Genomic DNA, 16,493 nt, shown 5'->3' with positions numbered 1-16,493 from the left:
CGCGCCCGCGGAGCACGCCACGGCTCGGCGCCCCGCCTCGTGGAGGGTGATCCGGACGGTCCCGGAGCGCCGAGGGGGCCGGGGCGTTGGGCGCGGACCAGGACGTGCGGTTCGCGGGCGTTGGCCCCCGGCGGGCCGCGTCAGGACGGCGTGAGCGGGAGGTCGTCCGTGGAGGCGTTGACCGGTGGGGCGATGCGGTCGGTGTGGTGGACGTCCAGGGCCGCCACGGCGGTCTTCGTGCCGAGGGTGCCGGCGGGATGCCAGGTTCCGTCGACGGCCAGCCAGGTGTCGGCGGGTGGGGCGGGGCTGCCGTACATGCGGATCTTGACCGACTGGGAGTCGGCGGCGCAGCAGGTGAACACGATCCGGGTCAGGTACCAGCCGCCGGCCCGGCCGGCCGGGGTGACGAAGCCGCTCATGCGGATGCCGCGGCTTCTGATCGCCTGTGTCGGGTCCTGCTGGACCCGGGCGGTGAAATCCGTGAGGGTCATCGGCAGGGGGCCGGTCGCGGGCAGCGGGTCGAAGTGCCGCTGCCGCTCGACGGCCCGGTCGTGCGTGCGTGCGGCCGTGTAGGCGCCGAGGGCGGGCGGGGGGTGCAGGAGCAGGCCCAGGACGGGCAGGAGGAGCAGCCAGGCGACGCGGGGGACGGCGCCGTGGTCGTGGCCGTGTGCGTGCCCGTCGCCCCCGGAGGCCGTACGGGCCAGGACCGCTCCCGCCGCACCCAGCAGCACGAGCAGCGCGCCGGAGGCGATCAGGAGGGGACGATGGTCCTCCTTGACGTAGCGCAGGCAGAGGTCGGTGAAGAGCGAGGCGTGCAGCAGGCCGAGGCCGGTGAGGACCAGCAGGGCGGCCTGGAGGTGCCGTCTCACAGCAGTGCGCCTCCGATCAGGACGCTCGCGGCCACGGCCACGAGAGCGGTCGCGGTGGAGAAGCGGAGCGCGAAGCCGCGCCCGAACGTGCCCGCCTGAAGGGCGATCAGCTTCAGGTCGACCATCGGGCCGACCACCATGAACGCCAGCCGTGCGGTCGGCGAGAAGCCGGTGAAGGAGGCGGCGACGAAGGCGTCGGCCTCCGAGCAGACCGCGAGCAGGACGGCGAGCCCGGCCAGGAAGAGCACGGACAGCCAGGGCCAGCCGGAGAAGGCGTCGAGGACGGGGCGCGGTACGGCGACGTTGAACGTGGCGGCCGCCATGGCACCCAGCACCAGGAACCCGCCGGCCTGCAGGAAGTCGTGGCCGAAGCCGAGGCGGAACTCCGTCCAGCGGCTGTGCCCCGGCTGGTGGCCCGTGTGCCGGACGCTCCGCCGCAGCCACTCCTCGCGCCCCAGCCAGAGCCACAGCCAGCCCATCGCGGCGGACGTGCCGAGGGACGCGAGCAGGCGGGCGGCGACCATGGCGGGGTCGCCCGGGAAGGCGACCGCCGTGGCGGCGAGCACGATCGGGTTGATCGCGGGGGCGGACAGCAGGAAGGCGAAGGCCGCGGCCGGGGTGACGCCGCGCCGGATCAGGCTGTTCGCGACCGGCACCGAGGCGCACTCGCAGCCCGGCAGGACGGCCCCCGCGACGCCGGCCACCGGGACGGCGAGCGCGGGGCGCCGGGGCAGGATCCGGGTGAACAGGTCGGCCGGCACGAAGGCGTTGATCGCCCCCGACAGGACCGTGCCGAGGAGCAGGAAGGGCAGCGCCTGGACGGTGATGGCCAGGCAGACGGTCTGCCAGGCCGCGACGGCGGGCGGGTTCGGCCGGCCGATGCCGGTGAGCGCGAGGACTGCGGCGAGGATCACCGCCGCGGCGACGGCGAGACGCACGGGCCGTACGGTGGGGCGGCGCCGCGGAGGGCGGGCAGGCGCGACGATCGGCGCCTTCTCCGCCACATCGACCAGTTCATCCGTTTTGGGCATGGATACTCCGGATGTCGAATTTCGTGGCGAAGATAAGCCAGATCTCCCTACTTCACGGAGCGCACACGCCGCCCGAGACCGATCGATGAACGGGAACGGGAACGGGATTGGCCGTGCAGTGCCAGCACGATGGCGACGCCTATCGCTATCAGGTGCTCACGGCCGGCCAGGTTGGGCACGGCGATCGACTCCCACACCATGGACCCGCTGGTGAGCGCGAAGAGGACGGGAGCGCGCCGCACGACGGCGACGTAGGTGAACAGGCCCACGACCGCGGCGGACGGCCCGGTGTCCAGCACCCGCCCGGCCCCGGGCGGCAGCCCCAGCCCGCCCCACCCGGCTCCGAGCGCGATCATCACGCGCACCATGAGGGTGCCGGCCAGAGTGGTCGCGTACGAGACGACGAGCGTCCTGGTCCGGCCGAGGACGAGCTCGGCCAGCGCGAAGGCGAGGAACAGCTGCGTGATGCCGGCCCACACGGGCAGGTCGAGGGCCGGCACGTACAAGGACACCGGCGTGCGCAGCAGGGCCAGCCACAGCGGCAGGTCGGCGTTGACGCCGCCGAGGATGCGCACCGCCACCGCGCCCGCGGGATGCTGCGCCAGCGCGTGGAAGAAGATCACGCCGAAGGCGGCCACGAAGGCCAGCGTCAGCGCGGACAGCCCACGCCGCACGAGCTGCCGTACCGGATCGACCACGATGCCGTACCACTCGCCGCGCAGCGTGCGTCCCGCGAAGGACGCCGAGCGCCACCCCGCGGCCCGCAGCCGCGCGCGCACGCGGCGGCCAGCCGGGGCGGCCACCGGTGCGCCGGCGAGCGGCCGGCCGACGCGCACCTCGTCGGTACGCAGCGCGTCCACAGCGCTGTCCTCGCAGCGCTCCCCCATGCGAAGCAAGACTCCCCCTGAGAGGGTGCAGGTGACCCGTGCGACACAGGGCCACGCCACTCCACCCGAGGGCTATGCCCGGCGGCGGGGCTTCCTGCGCTTGGCGCCCTTGGAGACGCCGGATTTGCCCCCGGGGTTGCGTCCCGCCGTTTTTGCGCCGGTGGAAGTGCGCCGGTCACCGGCCTTCGCGCCGGACTTCGCACCGGACTTCCCGGCCGGCTCGGGCGCGGCCGCCTTGCGTCCCCGGGAGCTGTTGACCGTGCGGCCGCGGACGATGCCGATGAAGTCCTCGACCATGTCGGTGGTGGCCTCCTCCGGCCAGGCCAGGGCGACGTCGGAGCGGGGAGCGTCCACGACCGGCCGGTGGACGAGGTCCCTGCGGTGGTGCAGGCGGGCCAGCGACTGGGGGACGATCAGGAGGCCGATGCCGGCGGCGACGAGCTCGACCGCGTCCTCCGTGGTGGCGGGACGCTCGAAGGCCGCCTCGCCCGGCGGCCGGTCCCATGCGAAGACGTCGTCCAGCGGGTTGAGGAGGACCTCGTCCGCGAGGTCGTCCAGGGTCACCTCGTCCACGGCCGTGATCAGGTGGTCCTTGGGGACCACGACGACCGTCGTCTCGGTGTAGAGGGGGATGGCGCTGAAGTACGCACGGTCGACCGGCAGCCGGACGAGCCCGGCGTCGGCGTCACCGGCGCGCAGCACGCCGGACGCCTCGGCGGCCGGTACGGCGACGAGGGCCAGCGGGATCTCGGGCAGGCGCTCGTTCCAGATCCGCACCCACTTCGCGGGCGTCGCCCCCGGGACGTACGCGAGCCGGAACGTGGGGGATTCATCCGAGCCTGTCACGCTGCAAGGCTACCGGCCGCGCCCGGTGCCGGATCACCGGCCGCGGTCGGGGCCGTCGCCCCCGCTCGATACCCTTGGCCCCATGAAGTCGCACCAGAGCCCCCAGACGATGAAGCCCGCGACCGCGGCGAAGAAGCTGGGCGTGTACCTCGAGGCCACCCCCGCCGAGTTCCGGGAGGGTGCCGTCTCGCGGGCCGAGCTCGACCGGCTGCAGGCCGATCCGCCCGCGTGGCTGCGCGAGCTGCGGGCCAACGGTCCGCACCCCCGTCCGGTGGTCGCGGCGAAGCTGGGCGTCTCCATCGCGGGCCTCGCGCGCGGCGGTGTCACCGAGGCGCTCACCACCGAGCAGATCGAGGCGCTGAAGCAGGAGCTGCCCGAGTGGCTGCAGAAGGAGCGCGCGACCCAGGCGGAGGTCCGCAAGGAGGGCGCGCGGATCAAGAAGCGCGACGCCGAGCGTGCGGCCCGAAGCGAGTCCGGCCGGTCCTGAACCCTCGCCGTCCGCGTGCCGAACCCCGGCCGTCCGCGACGGAATGTCGCCTTCCGCACCCGCCGTGTGCACGAACCACGTATCTGACGGAGCGTCACGACGAAGGTCACAAAAGCGTATCGGACATTCCGCCCCTCAACCTTCACACGAGCCGCACAAGTTGGCTAGTTTGGCGGCAGGCCGCACGAGTTCCTCCGGCGCCCCGCCGGGACGTGCGGCCTCCGCCGAATCCGGTGCGCCCGCGCGGCAGCCGGAGCCGGGGACCCAACCGAACGATGGGGTGAATCGGCCCGACCGCCCACCAGGGCAGGGGCCGTAGGGCATACCTTCCGGATCTACCGCCCGAACCCGACAGCTAACTCGGTAGGCGGAGATGGAAGGAGTACGGCTCCCATGGCGCCGGAACGATCGTCGCGCCCCGGAGGCCCCGGCCCCGGCATGCGCAATTCCGCTCTCGCCACCGCTGCCCTGACCTCGGTGGCCCTGTTCTCGCAGACCGCCGACGCCGCACCGGTCACGGGGGACGAGGGCCCCAGTCGCGAGGACGTCCGGCAACGGGTGAGCAGCCTGTACGACCGGGCCGAGAGCGACACCGGCCTGCACAACATCACCCGGGCGCAGTCGGCGTCCCGGGGCCGCGGCGCCCCCGCGGGCGGTGGGCGGACCTCGGATCCCGAGCTGGACACCATCGCCCGGCAGTGGTTCCAGGGGGCGCGTTCGTCCCTGGGCCCGACGGTGCCGGCGACCCTGCCGGCCGACCGGATGCCCGCCCGGCCCGGTGCGCCGGCCCGCCCGAGGGAGCCCGAGCGCCCGCCCGTGCCGCGGGCCGCCGGTGCCGCCCGGGAGCTGGAGGCGCCCGCCCGGCCCGTGCTCGAACTGCCCGCCGCGGAGTCCCGCGGACGTGCCGCCGCGGAGCTGACGGCCGGTCCGGCGGCCGCGCTGCCCGCCGTGCCGGCCCAGCGCCAGGAGAGCTCGGCCCCGCCCGCGGCCCCGCCGGAGCCGAGGCAGACGGTGCTGCGCCGCTCCAAGCAGGCGAACCAGCGCAAGATCGCGACGGCCAGCGACCTGCTGTACCGCTACACGGCCCGGCAGACGTCCGTGGCTCCGCTCGCCGCCGCCCAGCCCCAGGCCCTCACCGCATGGCAGGACCCGGCGGAGCAGTCCCGCCGTGCGGCCGAGGAGGCGTGGCGACTGCAGCAGCCCAGCGTGCTGGACACGGGGGTGCCCGCCGCCGAGGAGTGGTGGACGCGGCAGCCGACCGTGCCCGACATGGGCGCGGCCACGGCCGAGGAGGAGTGGCGGATACGGCTGCGGCAGCCCAGCGTGCTGGACACCGGGGTGCCCGCCGCCGAGGAGTGGCGGACACCGCGGCCCAGTGTCCTCGACACCGGCATCCCCGCCGTCGAGACGCCCGTCGGCACCCAGGCCGACCGGGCCGTCGCCTTCGCCCGCGCGCAGATCGGCAGGCCGTGCCTGTGGGGTGCGGTCGGACCGGAGTCGTACGACAACGCCGGCCTCACCCAGGCCGCGTGGAAGGCCGCCGGGGTGGTGCTGCCGCGCAGCACGTCCGAGCAGGCGAGCACCGGCACGGTGATCCCGCTCGCCGAGAGCCGCCCGGGAGATCTGGTCTTCTTCCACGACAGCTTCAGCCATGTCGGGCTGTACACCGGCAACGGCATGATGGTCCATGCGCCCGGCCCCGGTTCGGTCATCCGCGAGGAGTCGATCCACAACGCCGGCGAGGCGGCCCTGCGGATCGCCGTGCGCCCCGCGTAGCCGTGCTGCGGGCCGCCGGCCCCCCGCTCCGGCGGCCCGCACGGTGGGAGCATCCGAGATCGTCGCGGTTGCCCGTTGCAGTCTCGGGCAGCGCACGGTGGTGCCGGTATGGGTACAACTGCGTAGGCGGCGGACGAGTGGAGAGGCACGTGGGACTGGCGCGGGGTTCGGCACACGAGCGCATGCTGTCGGTGGCCGTCGCGGCGCTCAACGAACGTGATCCCGGGCGGCTGTGGCCGCTGCTGGCGAGTGCCCTGCCCACCGTGTGCGGCGGCGAGACCCTGGTCTACAAGCTCGACGACTGGAACGAGACCGAGGGCACGGTGGGCGTTCCGCCCGCCGTCGCCGCCGCGTTCGACGGGCTCGCGCGGGACGAGCTGGGCCTGCTGCGCGCGGGCTATCCGTTCGCGCGCCACTACGCGGCCGGGCCCGACCGCTCCCCCCGCACCGCGCGCCGGACCGCGGGGTCCGCCTGGCCGGCGAGCCCGACCGCGCGCCTGCTCGGCGAGGTCCTGGACGCGGACCATGTGCTGGCGATTCCGCTGCTCCGGACGACGACGCCGATCACCGGGTGCATGGTCTACCGCTCCGGTGCGGACTTCACCGACGACCAGGTCCGCGCGGCCGAGCAGGTGCAGCCCCTGCTGGCGGCGGTCGAGGAGCAGCGGCGGCTCCTGGAACGCTGGCAGCGGTCGGCCGTCCCGGAGCCCGCGCGGGAACGGGCCGAGGACTGTCCGCTCACGCCCCGCGAACTGACCGTGCTGCTCCTGCTCGCGGACGCGCTGACAGCCGCCGCGATCGGCCGCCGGCTCGGCATCTCGGACCGTACGGTCCACAAGCACGTCGAGAAGATCTACCGCAAACTCGGCACCAGGGATCGCATCAGCACGGTGCTGCGCGCCCAGCGCCTGGGGCTGATCCCCACGCCATGAGCGGTGGCGGTGCGCACCGACCGGCCACAGCACTAGCCTGGCACGACCGGCGGGCGACCCGCCCGCCGACCCGCGACTCCGGGGAGTCGGTCATGAACCTGAAGCCGAACCGCTCCATCCCCGCGTCGACCGTGATTCCCGTCCTGGTCTATCCGGACGTGCGCGCGGCGGTCGCATGGCTCGACGCGGCCTTCGGGTTCGTCGAACAGGTGCGGATCGGTGAGGGGCACCGCGCCCAACTCGCCTTCGGGGACGGCGCCGTGATCGTCGGGGACACGCACGGGGAGCGCAGGCCCCCGCGCCCCGGCGAGGTCACGCACTCGGTGACGGTACGGGTGGCCGACGTGCGCGCCCACTGCGCGCGGGCCCGGGCACACGGCGCGCGGATCGTCATGGAGCCGACGGACTTCGAGTACGGGGAGCGCCAGTACACGGCCGAGGACCCGACCGGTCACCGGTGGACGTTCTCCGAGACGCTCAGGGACATCGCTCCGGAGGACTGGGGCGGACAGACGGTCCCGGGCGGCTGACGCCGTCAGGTTCGGCGGGCGCGGGTGGCGAGGCGGTCGGCGAGCGCGAGGACGAGGTCGCGCAGTGCGTCGGGGCGCTCGACGACGAACGGCCGGTCGAGCGCGGCGAGGACCCCGGGCAGCCAGTCGAGCCGCTCCACCCGGAGCTCGGCGCGCAGCCAGCGCTCGCTCGCCCGGTCCGCACCCGGCTCGGGCGCGCACTCCTCCAGGCGCGCGACGCCGGCGGGAAGGTGGGCGCGGATCCGGTCGGCCGTCGCGTGGATACGCAAGGTCACCTCGTGCCGGTACTCGGCCGTGGCGAGGGCCGTCAGCACCCGCTGTGCCGGATCGGGACCGGTGGGCGTTTCGAACGAGCCGGGCAGGGCCCGCGCGTCGGCGATGCGATCGAGCCGGAGGGTTCTCTCCTCGCCGATCCCCGCGTCGAGGCCCGTGACGTACCAGCGACCCCCGTGGGCGACGACCCCGTAGGCGTGCAGGGTGCGTTCGCTGCGCCGCCCGTCGCGGTCGGTGTAGCGGATCGAGACCGGCCGGCGGTGGCGCACCGCGTCGGCGACGGCGAGCAGGATCTCGGCGTCCGGGGTGTCGGCCTCACCGGGCTGATCCGTGAAGGCGAGAGCCTCCGTCAGCGTGTCCAGGCGGCGGGCGATGTGCTGCGGCAGCACCCGGCGGATCTTCGCCGATGCCGTCTCGCTCGCCGTGCGCTGCGCCGTCGTGAGGCCTGCCCGGCGGCCGGCGATCAGGCCGAGCAGCACGGCGAGCGCCTCGTCGTCGCCGAGCATGAGCGGAGGCAGGCGGTAACCCGGGGCGAGCCGGTATCCGCCGTAGCGGCCGCGCACCGATTCCACCGGCACGTCCAGATCGAGCAGATGGTTCACGTACCGCCGCACGGTGCGCCCTTCGACGCCGAGCCGGTCGGCGAGTTCGGCCACCGTCCGGGTGCCGCCGGACTGCAGCAGTTCCAGGAGTGTCAGTACACGGCCGGTGGGTCGGGGCATACGCGCAGCCTAATCCCGATACCGGACCGATTCTGTCCTCTATCTTCCCTAGCCTGCGACGTGCACGCCTTCCGTACAGGCCGGCGCGGGCCGGCCCAGCCGAGGAGATTCCCATGGACTTCGTCTCGATCCGCATCATCACCGGCGACGTGGCACGCCTCGTCGCCTTCTACGAGCGCGCCACGGGTGCCCGGGCGGCCTGGGCCACCGAGGACTTCGCCGAGCTCAGGACCGCGACCGCCACCCTGGCGATCGCCGGCACCCGCACCGTCCCGCTGTTCGCCCCGGACTCCGCCCGCCCGGCGGACAACCACAGCGTGATCACCGAGTTCCTCGTCGACGACGTGGACCGCGTCCACCGGGACCTGACCGGTTTCGTCACGGACTTCGTCGCCGAGCCGACCACGATGCCCTGGGGCAACCGGTCGCTCCTGTTCCGCGACCCCGACGGCCATCTCGTCAACTTCTTCACCCCCGTCACTCCGGCGGCCAAGGAGAAGTTCGCGCGCTGACACCGGGCCCCGGGCCGCCCGCACGGGAGCCGTGCACGGGAGCCGGGAGAGTGCGGGGCTCAGCCCTGTCCGGTCCCTGGCCCCGTCCCGCCCTGCAGCCGCTCCAGGTCCGACGGCCGGACCTGGATCGCCACCACCGCGATCAGGGCGGCGATCACGGCGAAGATCGCGGCCGTGACGAAGGCGGCCGAGACGCCGGCCGTCAGGACGTGGTCGGAGTAGGGCGAGGGGAGCCGGCCGGTGCGGCGGAAGCGGAGACGCTCGGCCGGGGTCGCCTGGGCCAGGAAGCGGGGGATCTGCTGGTGCGCCTCGTTCGTGCTGGCCGTGCCGAACATGGTGACCAGGATGGACAGGCCCAGCGAACCACCCACCTGCTGCGTGGCGTTGAGGAGTCCGGAGGCGGCGCCGGTCTCCTGGACGGAGACGTTGGAGAGCGCCATGAGCGTGAGCGAGACGAACTGCATGCCCATGCCGAGGCCGAAGACGAGGATCGGCCCGAGGATGCTGCCGGCGTAGGTGGAGTCGACGTCGGTCAGGGTGAGCCAGGCCAGGCCCCCCGCGGCGAGGACGGCGCCGACCACCATGAAGGGCTTGGGACCGAACCTGGGCAGGAACTTCGAGGCGAGCGCGGCGCCGACCGCGATCACCGCGCTGACCGGCAGGAAGGCCAGCCCCGCCGCCAGGGGGCTGAAGCCGAGCACGTCCTGCACGAAGAGTGTGAGGAAGAAGAACATGCCGAAGATCGCAGCGGCGAGGCTCAGCATGATCCCGTACGTGCCCGCGCGGTTGCGGTCGGCGAACATGTGCAGCGGGGTGATGGGCTGCCGGGAGCGCCGCTCGATCAGGACGAACCCGGCCAGCACGACGGCCGCCGCGGCGAACGAGGTGAGCGTGAGGCCGTCCCGCCAGCCCTCCTGCGCGGCTCTGATGAACCCGTAGACCAGCAGCACCATGCCCACGGTGGAGGTCAGCGCGCCGGCGATGTCGAAGTGGCCCTCGTGGCGTTCGGACTCCTTGATGAAGCGGGGCGCGGCCAGGGCGATCAGCACGCCGATGGGCACGTTGACGAAGAGCACCCAGCGCCAGTTCAGCCACTCGACGATCATTCCGCCGGCGAGCAGCCCGATGGCGCCGCCGCCGGAGGAGACCGCGGCGAAGACGCCGAACGCCCGGTTGCGTTCCGGGCCTTCGCGGAAGGTCGTGCTGATCAGGGCGAGTGACGTCGGGGAGGCGATGGCGCCGCCCACCCCCTGCAGGGCCCGCGCGGCCAGGAGTTGGCCGGAGCTCTGCGCGAAGCCGCCCAGCAGGGAGGCCAGGGCGAAGAGCAGTACGCCGAAGACGAACATCCGCCGCCGGCCCAGGATGTCGCCGGTGCGTCCGCCGAGGAGCAGCAGGCCGCCGAAGGTGAGGGTGTAGGCGTTGACCACCCAGGACAGGCTCGTGGTCGAGAAGTCCAGGGCGCTCTGGATGTGCGGCAGGGCGATGTTCACGATGGTGATGTCGAGGACCACCATCAGCTGGCACGAGGCGATGACCAGCAGCGCCACGCCGTTTCCGCCGCCGCCCGGTTCACGGGAGGCGGCCTGTGCTGCGGGGCTGGGCCGGGGGCTGCTGCTCATGGTGCGTGAACTCTCAGTGAACGGTCACGTCCACTGTCCGACCGTACGCTCCCCCCGTGACCGTCACCACTCGGCCACCGCTCGACCGCGGAATCCGCGCGCGGCGGCGCGGCGGACCACGGTCGTGCCCCGGTCAGGTGCGCGTCTTGTGGGTCATCGCGAACTCGTCGGCCTCGGGCAGGTCGAAGTCACCGTGGTCGCTGCCGAGGCCCTGCGCCACCAGCGCCGCCGCCGCGCAGCCCAGGACCGCGGCCTCGCGCGGGGTGCGGCCGAGGCTGAGACCGCGCAGGAAGCCGGCCGAGAAGGCGTCGCCGCAGCCGGTGGTGTCGACGACCTCCACGTCGAAGGCGGGAACGGTCTCGGTGCCGTCCGCCGTGACCAGGAGCGCGCCGTCGCCGCCCCGGGTGACGGCGACGAGGCCGGCCCCCGCGGCCAGGAACTTCCTGGCGCCGGTGACGAGGTCCTCCTCCTCGCTGAAGCCGTGGACCTGGTCGTCGTTGGGCAGCAGGAAGTCGACGTACGGCAGCAGCGGCTCGATCTGGTCGTAGGTGCCGAGTGCGCCGGGGGCGAGCAGGTCGACGGAGGTGACCACGTCGTGCTCCTTGGCGTGCGCCAGGATGCGCGCGGCGACGTCGGCGCCGATGAGTTCGGGGCCGCCGAGGTGGAGATGCGTGGACTCGGCGACGGCGTCCCAGGGCACGTCGTCGAGGCCGTAGGTGACGTTGGCGCCCAGCAGGTGGAGGGTGGGGCGGTCGCCGTTGGGGCGGACGGGCAGGACGGTCGCCGAGGTGGAGGTGCCGACGCGGCGGACGACCAACTCGGTGTCCACGCCCGCCCGGTCGAGGAGCTGGAGGAGCAGGTCGCCGGTCGGATCGGTGCCGATCGCGCCCGCGGTGCGCACCGAGGCGCCGAGTTTGGCGAGGGTGAGCGCGGTGCCGGCGGCCGTTCCGGCGGCGGTCATCCTGATGTCGTCCACGAGGGTGGCGCCCTGGCCCTCGGGTATCTCCTCCACCGGCCGTACCAGCACGTCCAGTACGTGCACGCCCATCGTGACGACCTTCTGCGCCTTCATCGGGTTCCCTCCTGCGCGGGTGGTACGGGGTGGGTGGTGCCGTAGTGGCGGGCGATCGCGGCCTCGACGACCGCGCGTTGCCGGGTCTCGTCGAGGACCCGGGGCGGGCCGAAGGCGGCGGCGCGCTGGTGGACGCCGCAGGCCCACTCCAGGAGCAGGGCGTGCTCGACGGCCTGGTCCAGGGTCGGGGCGTGGGTGACCGCTCCGTGGTTCGCCATCAGCGCCGCGGCGCGTCCCTCCAGCGCGGCGAGCACGGACTCGGCCAGTTCGGGGGTGCCGAAGGTGGCGTACGGTGCGACCCGGACGGTACCGCCCAGGGCGAGCAACTGGTAGTGGATGCAGGGCAGTTCGTCCAGGACGCAGGAGAGCGCGGTGGCCATCGGGGCGTGGGTGTGGACGACCGCGCAGGTGCCGTAGCGCCGGTAGACGCCGAGGTGGAGGTCCAGTTCGGAGGTGGGCTCCAGGCTTCCGTCCACGAGCGTGCCGTCGAGGTTGACCACGGTGACCTGGTCCGGGGTGAGCCGGGCGAGCACCGCCCCGGTCGCGCTGACGGCGACCCGCTCGCCCACGCGCACGCTGACGTTCCCGGCCGTGCCGATGAGCAGGCCCTCGGCGCCCAGTCGGCGGCAGGCGTCGGCGACGGCGGCCCGCTCCTGACCCAGCACCGCGCTTGAGTCGGTCATGTGCGGGAACCTAACCCAAAGGTGAAACAAAGTCACGTTCGGATTCGGAGGTTGCTTCGTGCGCGAGCCGACCACCGCACCGCTGCGCCGCACCCCTCAACAGGCCCGCAGCAAGGCCCGGTTGGCGCGAGTCCTGACGGCCGCCGAGCGGGTCCTTGTCGCGGAGGGCGTCGAGGCGCTCACCACGACCCGCGTCGCCGCGGAGGCGAAGGTCTCGGTCGGCTCCCTGTACCAGTACCTGCCCGATCGCGAGGCGATCATCGACGCGCTCGCGGCGGGATACTTCGCGGGCCTCGAAGCCGCCATGGACGCGTTCGCGGACGTGGCGTCCGCGGACGCCGCGTCCGCCGGGCTCCGGGCGGATCCGGTCGGCGTGCTGGTGGACGAGTTCGCCGCGATCTACCGCGCCGAACACGGCTTCCGCGCACTGTGGTTCGGCAGCGGGCCGACCGAGCGGACCCGGGCCGCGGACCGCGCGCACAAGCGCCGCATGGCCGACGGCCTTCGCCGCGTCCTCCTCGCCCTCGGCCTCACCCGCGACGACGAGCGGCTCGCCCGCTCCTGCCTCGCGGCGGTCCTGGCCGCGGACGCCCTCGCCCAGGAGGCCTTCCGGCGCGACGCGGCGGGCGACGCGGGTCTCCTGGACGAGGCGAAGGTGATGCTGCGGGGGTACTTGACGGCGATCGCGGAGCGCGCGTGAGGCCGCTCTGGATCCTCGACGGGGGCTGAGGGAGGCCGGTTCACACCACGTGGGCCTCGGGGCGGGTCCCGGCGCCGGAGCGGAAGCGGTCGGCGCTGAGTGGGGAGATGTCGGTGAAGGGCTCGCGCTCCAGGTGCAGATCGCGCAGGATCTCGCCGACGGCGGGGCCCTGGAGGAAGCCGTGGCCGGAGAACCCGGTGGCGTAGAGGAAGTTGACGAGTTCGCCGGAGCGGCCGATGAGGGCGTTGTGGTCGGGGGTGACCTCGTAGAGGCCGGCCCAGCCGTCGACGGTCCTCATCCCGGCCAGTCGCGGGGCCCGTTGACGTACCGCGTCCCGGAACAGCTCCAGCCACTCGGGGGTCCAGGTCGTGTCGAAGCCGTCGGGCTCCCGGGGGTCGGCGAGGCCGAACAGCAGGCCGTCGTCGCTGTTGTGGAAGTAGGCGGTCGAGGCGAAGTCGATGGTGAAGGGGATGCGGGGTGCCGGGGGCACCAGCGGTTCGGTGAAGGCGAGTTGGCGCCGTACCGGCCGGACCGGGAGGTGGAGGTCGGCCATGTCGCCGATCTGCGCCGACCAGGCGCCCGCGGTGCAGACGACGGTGGCGCAGCCGATCCGGCCGCGGTCGGTGTGCACGGCGGTGACGCGGTCACCGGCGGTGTCGAGGCCGGTGACGGTGGTGTGCGTGGCGAAGGTGACCCCGGCCCGGGCGGCGGCGTCGGCGTAGCCCTGGACGACCAGGCGTGGGCGGGCGTGCCCGTCCTCCGGCGAGTAGGCGGCGGCCACCAGGCCGTCGGTGCCGGCATAGGGGCACAGCCGGTGGGCCTCCTCCGGGGAGATCATGCGGGTGGGGACGCCCAGTGCGTTCTGGGTCCTGACGCCGGCCTCGAACTCCGTGACCTGCCGCTCGGTGGTCAGCAGGAAGAGGTAGCCGACGGTGTCGAGGCGGATGTCGGCGCCGGGGCGGTGCGGGAAGTTCGCGTAGGCGCGCAGACTGCGGCTGCCCAGCTCGATGTTGAGCGGGTCGGAGAACTGCGCGCGGACCCCGCCGATCGGCTTGCCCGAGCTGCCGCAGGCGAGTTCGCCGCGCTCGACCACGACGACGTCGCTCACCCCCGCCTCGGCAAGGTGGAACGCGGCGCTGGCACCCATCACGCCACCGCCGATGACCACGACGTCCGCGGTCGCCGGTACGGAGCGGAAGGTGGATGAGGAGGACAAGAGGCCGTCCCTTCCGAAGGCCGGCGCCGGAGCCGGACGGTTGCGGCCCGGGGCGCGCCTGCGCGGTGAATGAGTGGCTCGGTGACCCTACGCCGGAGATCTCGCTCTCCGCCGCCCCGCTTTCCGCCGTGTCGGCCGGCGCCTTCGGCTCCGCCGGTTCGGCCCGGCACGTCCATCCGCTGCGTGCCGACCACCGCCGCCGGCCCGTCGGAGATCGCGGAGGCCGCCACCCGGCTCCTTTCGGACCGCGCCTCCTTCGTCCACGGCACGGTGCTCGGCGTGGACGGCGGTATCCGGGCCTGAGCGCCGGCACGCGGCGGCCGGGCCCGCGGTCGTCCGGGGCGTGTCAGGCGGCGGGGCCCGCGGGCGGCGCGCCGGTGACCGCGGCACGGTAGAGGGCCCGGGTGGCGGTGCTGAAGTAGGCGCTGTACGACACCTGGGGGGTGTCACCGCCGGTGTGGTAGCCGCCGATGATCCCGATCACCGCCCAGCCGCCCGGCCGCGGCACCAGCATGGGCCCGCCGCTCGTGCCGCCCACGAAGGCGTCGCAGGCGATGCGCAGGAAGGTGCCCGGATCGGCCGGGTCGTCGCTGGGCCACTCGGTGGTCCGGCTCCAGCACTCCAGCGGCTTCGCCGCGTTGGCGGGATATCCGATCATCCGGACCGGGAGGTGGCCGTACCCGGTGTCGGTGAGGAGGCGGACCCCGCCCGTCCTGTCCTCCAGTCGCCTGCCGTCCTCGTCGGGCCCGGTGACCGCGAAGCCGACGTCGTAGGCCGCTCCCGCGTGCTCACCGAGGTCGTAGTACTCCTGCGCGACGTAGACCCCGTCGTCCTTCACCGGGAAGATGCCGAACGGCTTCAGGCCGTCGTGATACTGCGGCACGAAGCCCAGGTGGCGCCTGGGAGAGGTGCCGGAGTACCCCTTGAGGCAGTGCCCCGCGCTGAGCACCAGGTCGCGGCCGGGGCTGCGCACCACGGAGCCGCTGCAGGTGCGACCCGTGCCGGTGGCGTCGGTCCAGAAGAACGTGCCGGCCTGCGGGATGCCGTCGAAGCCGTGGCTCGGCGGGATGTGCTCGCCGGGCCGGGGCCCGTCCGCCGTGGGCCGTGCCTCGCCCTCCCGGTCCGCGTCGAAGGGCAGCGCGGCCGTCATCCGGGCCGCCGTCCAGTACGTGTCGAGCGCGGGTGCGACCGAACGGCCGGCGGCCGGTGTCTGGGCGCGGGCGGCCGGTGCGAGGCCCGTTCCCAGCATGAGGGCGGCCGCGAGGACGGCGGCGTGCGGGAGGACTCTGCTTCTTCGCACTGTCGATCCCCTTCGGAAGGACACATGGGCATGATCGAGATTCCGCTACCTCGGTGCTGCCCCTTCGGAGCCGGCTTCACCCCTGCACCGCACACCACCACGCCGCCGGTCAGCCGAGCGCCGCCCGCAGCGCGGCCTCGAAGGTCGGGTGCCGGAAGCCGAAGCCGGACTCCAGCAGGCGGGTGGGCAGCACGCGCTGGCTCATCAGGATGCCGTCCGCGAACTCGCCGAGCGCGAGCCGGACGGCGAAGGCGGGGACGGCGGGCAGCGTGGGGCGGTGCAGGATCTCACCGACGGTGGTGGTGATGTCACGGTTGGTCGACGGGTGGGGGGTGGTCAGGTTGACCGGGCCGCCGACGGACTCGGTGCCGATGAGGTGGCGCAGGGCGCGGACCGTGTCGGGGAGGGAGATGTAGCTCCAGTACTGCTGGCCGCTGCCGAGGCGCGCGCCGAGCCCCGCGCGGGCGAGCGGCAGCAGGCGGCCCATAGCGCCGCCCTCGGCCGAGACGACGATCCCGAAGCGGGGCGTGACGACGCGTGTGCCGGCCGCCCGCGCGTCCTCGGCGGCGGCTTCCCACTCCCGGCAGACACCGGCCAGGAAGTCGTCCCCGGCACCGGCCGACTCGTCCACCTCGTCCGTCCCGGTCTCGCCGTAGTACCCGACGGCCGACCCCGACACGAACACCGCCGGCGGCTTCTCGCAGGCCCCGATCGCCGCGGCGAGGGCTTTGGTGCCGTGCACCCGGCTCTCCCGGATCTCCCGCTTGTACGCGGCGGTCCACCGGCGGTCGCCGACCCCCGCCCCGGCCAGGCCGACCACCGCGTCCGCCCCGTCGAGCACATCCGGATCCGCCGTGCCCGCGCGCGGGTCCCACACCGACTCGACGCTTCCGTCGGCCCGCGCCCGCGGTGCCCGCCGCACCAGCCGGGTCACCCGGTGACCGTCGGCGAGCAGCGACGCGGCGAGCGCGCCGCCGATCAACCCTGAGGAACCACTGATCACGACGTGCATGGCAACCGGCCTCGATCCGGACGCGG

General features: G+C 73.9%; 17 protein-coding genes, 1 pseudogene and 1 riboswitch. Of the genes and pseudogenes, 7 read left to right on the top strand and 11 right to left on the bottom strand.

Going from position 1 to position 16,493, the window contains the following annotated elements; genetic code table 11:
- Nucleotides 1-140: 140 nt before the first annotated feature.
- The 4 genes from ACIRPX_RS28280 to ACIRPX_RS28265 all read right to left on the bottom strand — a co-directional run bounded on the left by ACIRPX_RS28280 (nucleotide 141) and on the right by ACIRPX_RS28265 (nucleotide 3,633).
- On the bottom strand, nucleotides 141-869 hold the full coding sequence (locus ACIRPX_RS28280; protein ID WP_404200269.1) for a TIGR03943 family putative permease subunit: 729 nt from the start codon (nucleotides 867-869) through the stop codon (nucleotides 141-143).
- A complete protein-coding gene (locus tag ACIRPX_RS28275) occupies nucleotides 866-1,900 on the bottom strand; it encodes a permease (protein ID WP_404200266.1) in 1,035 nt (344 codons plus the stop codon). Before ACIRPX_RS28275 ends, ACIRPX_RS28280 begins: the two co-directional genes overlap by 4 nt.
- A 47-nt stretch (nucleotides 1,901-1,947) precedes the next feature.
- Nucleotides 1,948-2,787, bottom strand: a complete 840-nt coding sequence (locus ACIRPX_RS28270) for a hypothetical protein (RefSeq protein ID WP_404200264.1) — start codon at nucleotides 2,785-2,787, stop codon at nucleotides 1,948-1,950.
- 72 nt (nucleotides 2,788-2,859) lie between these two features.
- Complete coding sequence (locus tag ACIRPX_RS28265; RefSeq protein WP_404200262.1) at nucleotides 2,860-3,633, bottom strand: LysR family substrate-binding domain-containing protein; 774 nt, start codon at nucleotides 3,631-3,633, stop codon at nucleotides 2,860-2,862.
- Between the two features lie 82 nt (nucleotides 3,634-3,715).
- Between ACIRPX_RS28265 and ACIRPX_RS28260 the strand changes: the two genes are divergently transcribed.
- The 4 genes from ACIRPX_RS28260 (at nucleotide 3,716) to ACIRPX_RS28245 (ending at nucleotide 7,358) form a co-directional block, all read left to right on the top strand.
- Nucleotides 3,716-4,120 carry a DUF5997 family protein gene (locus ACIRPX_RS28260; RefSeq protein WP_404200260.1) on the top strand — a complete coding sequence of 135 codons (405 nt, stop codon included), beginning with the start codon at nucleotides 3,716-3,718 and terminating at the stop codon, nucleotides 4,118-4,120.
- Between the two features lie 212 nt (nucleotides 4,121-4,332).
- A riboswitch (cyclic di-AMP (ydaO/yuaA leader) is annotated at nucleotides 4,333-4,505 on the top strand.
- Nucleotides 4,506-4,558: 53 nt separating this feature from the next.
- A complete protein-coding gene (locus ACIRPX_RS28255; RefSeq protein ID WP_404200257.1) occupies nucleotides 4,559-5,896 on the top strand; it encodes a C40 family peptidase in 1,338 nt (445 codons plus the stop codon).
- 182 nt (nucleotides 5,897-6,078) lie between these two features.
- Nucleotides 6,079-6,828 (top strand): LuxR C-terminal-related transcriptional regulator, encoded by a 750-nt coding sequence (locus ACIRPX_RS28250; protein WP_404200454.1) that lies wholly within the window; start codon nucleotides 6,079-6,081, stop codon nucleotides 6,826-6,828.
- Between the two features lie 92 nt (nucleotides 6,829-6,920).
- Nucleotides 6,921-7,358, top strand: a complete 438-nt coding sequence (locus ACIRPX_RS28245) for a VOC family protein (protein WP_404200254.1) — start codon at nucleotides 6,921-6,923, stop codon at nucleotides 7,356-7,358.
- Between the two features lie 5 nt (nucleotides 7,359-7,363).
- On the opposite strand, the gene ACIRPX_RS28240 is transcribed toward ACIRPX_RS28245, so the two are convergent.
- Complete coding sequence (locus tag ACIRPX_RS28240; RefSeq protein ID WP_404200252.1) at nucleotides 7,364-8,353, bottom strand: helix-turn-helix transcriptional regulator; 990 nt, start codon at nucleotides 8,351-8,353, stop codon at nucleotides 7,364-7,366.
- A 113-nt stretch (nucleotides 8,354-8,466) separates the two neighbouring features.
- On the opposite strand from ACIRPX_RS28240, the gene ACIRPX_RS28235 reads away from it, so the two are divergent.
- Nucleotides 8,467-8,865 (top strand): VOC family protein, encoded by a 399-nt coding sequence (locus ACIRPX_RS28235; protein ID WP_404200249.1) that lies wholly within the window; start codon nucleotides 8,467-8,469, stop codon nucleotides 8,863-8,865.
- A gap of 59 nt (nucleotides 8,866-8,924) precedes the next feature.
- On the opposite strand, the gene ACIRPX_RS28230 is transcribed toward ACIRPX_RS28235, so the two are convergent.
- The 3 genes from ACIRPX_RS28230 to ACIRPX_RS28220 all read right to left on the bottom strand — a co-directional run bounded on the left by ACIRPX_RS28230 (nucleotide 8,925) and on the right by ACIRPX_RS28220 (nucleotide 12,239).
- Nucleotides 8,925-10,484: an MFS transporter gene (locus ACIRPX_RS28230; RefSeq protein WP_404200246.1), complete on the bottom strand. Its 1,560-nt coding sequence runs from the start codon at nucleotides 10,482-10,484 to the stop codon at nucleotides 8,925-8,927.
- 133 nt (nucleotides 10,485-10,617) lie between these two features.
- The gene (locus ACIRPX_RS28225) at nucleotides 10,618-11,556 is read right to left on the bottom strand and encodes a carbohydrate kinase family protein (protein WP_404200244.1); all 939 of its coding nucleotides are present in this window, start codon (nucleotides 11,554-11,556) and stop codon (nucleotides 10,618-10,620) included.
- Nucleotides 11,553-12,239 (bottom strand): class II aldolase/adducin family protein, encoded by a 687-nt coding sequence (locus ACIRPX_RS28220; RefSeq protein ID WP_404200241.1) that lies wholly within the window; start codon nucleotides 12,237-12,239, stop codon nucleotides 11,553-11,555. Before ACIRPX_RS28220 ends, ACIRPX_RS28225 begins: the two co-directional genes overlap by 4 nt.
- Nucleotides 12,240-12,297: 58 nt before the next feature.
- Between ACIRPX_RS28220 and ACIRPX_RS28215 the strand changes: the two genes are divergently transcribed.
- Nucleotides 12,298-12,939 carry a TetR family transcriptional regulator gene (locus ACIRPX_RS28215; RefSeq protein WP_404200239.1) on the top strand — a complete coding sequence of 214 codons (642 nt, stop codon included), beginning with the start codon at nucleotides 12,298-12,300 and terminating at the stop codon, nucleotides 12,937-12,939.
- Between the two features lie 40 nt (nucleotides 12,940-12,979).
- On the opposite strand, the gene ACIRPX_RS28210 is transcribed toward ACIRPX_RS28215, so the two are convergent.
- Entirely contained in the window at nucleotides 12,980-14,086 is a 1,107-nt protein-coding gene (locus ACIRPX_RS28210) for an NAD(P)/FAD-dependent oxidoreductase (protein WP_404200451.1), read from the bottom strand.
- 264 nt (nucleotides 14,087-14,350) lie between these two features.
- Between ACIRPX_RS28210 and ACIRPX_RS28205 the strand changes: the two are divergent.
- Nucleotides 14,351-14,458 (top strand): annotated as a pseudogene (locus ACIRPX_RS28205) (SDR family oxidoreductase); the annotation flags it as partial.
- A gap of 43 nt (nucleotides 14,459-14,501) precedes the next feature.
- Here ACIRPX_RS28205 and ACIRPX_RS28200 read toward each other — a convergent pair.
- A complete protein-coding gene (locus tag ACIRPX_RS28200; protein ID WP_404200236.1) occupies nucleotides 14,502-15,455 on the bottom strand; it encodes a trypsin-like serine peptidase in 954 nt (317 codons plus the stop codon).
- Nucleotides 15,456-15,564: 109 nt separating this feature from the next.
- Nucleotides 15,565-16,467, bottom strand: coding sequence for a TIGR01777 family oxidoreductase (locus tag ACIRPX_RS28195; RefSeq protein ID WP_404200233.1), 903 nt, complete (start codon nucleotides 16,465-16,467; stop codon nucleotides 15,565-15,567).
- Nucleotides 16,468-16,493: the final 26 nt, after the last annotated feature.

The organism is Streptomyces sp. NPDC101225 (assembly GCF_044767585.1).
In the GTDB taxonomy this organism is placed as follows: Bacteria; Actinomycetota; Actinomycetes; order Streptomycetales; family Streptomycetaceae; genus Streptomyces.
The sequence above is the reverse complement of the archived record's forward strand: the minus strand, read 5'-3'. Positions and strand labels throughout refer to the sequence as shown.